This window comes from Aureimonas sp. SK2, from assembly GCF_029813115.1.
In the GTDB taxonomy this organism is placed as follows: Bacteria; Pseudomonadota; Alphaproteobacteria; order Rhizobiales; family Rhizobiaceae; genus Aureimonas.
Genome location: NZ_JAPZDS010000077.1, coordinates 1 through 457, shown reverse-complemented (window position 1 = coordinate 457; position 457 = coordinate 1). Strand labels below are relative to the sequence as shown.

The window sequence follows — 457 nt, the reverse complement described above, 5'->3', positions numbered from 1 at the left end:
GGTCGCCGTGACGGTTGCCCAGACCGACGTTCGCGAGGCGGCGGTCGACGTCAGCGATGAAGAGGTCGATGCGCTCGCGCCCCGGCAGGCATTCCTCGTCTCGCTGCAGATCGATCCTTCGCGCGTCACGAGCGGGCGGGTGCGCGAGATCGCACCGCGCTCCGACAGCGCGACGCGCACCCGGCGCGTCCTAATCACGCTCGACGACCCGCCGCCGGCCTTCCGCGTCGGCACGACTGTCGACGCGCGGCGCGACACGGGCTCGGAAGGCGAGATCCGCCTGCCCGACACGGCGCTCCTGCGGACGGGCGCGGAAGCCTCCGTCTGGGTGGTGGACGAGGCCGCCGGCCGCGTCGCCCGGCGCGCCGTCACTTTCGAGGCCAGCGGCCGCGGCGAGGTGCGGATCACCTCGGGCATCGAGGCGGGCATGCGCATCGTTACGGCGGGCGTCAACTCG

Annotated in this window: 1 protein-coding gene; it reads left to right on the top strand. The window is 73.7% G+C overall.

What is annotated here, in order from left to right; genetic code table 11:
- A partial coding sequence (locus tag O5O54_RS22280) for an efflux RND transporter periplasmic adaptor subunit (RefSeq protein ID WP_279484034.1) occupies positions 1 to 457 on the top strand: 457 nt, incomplete at both ends.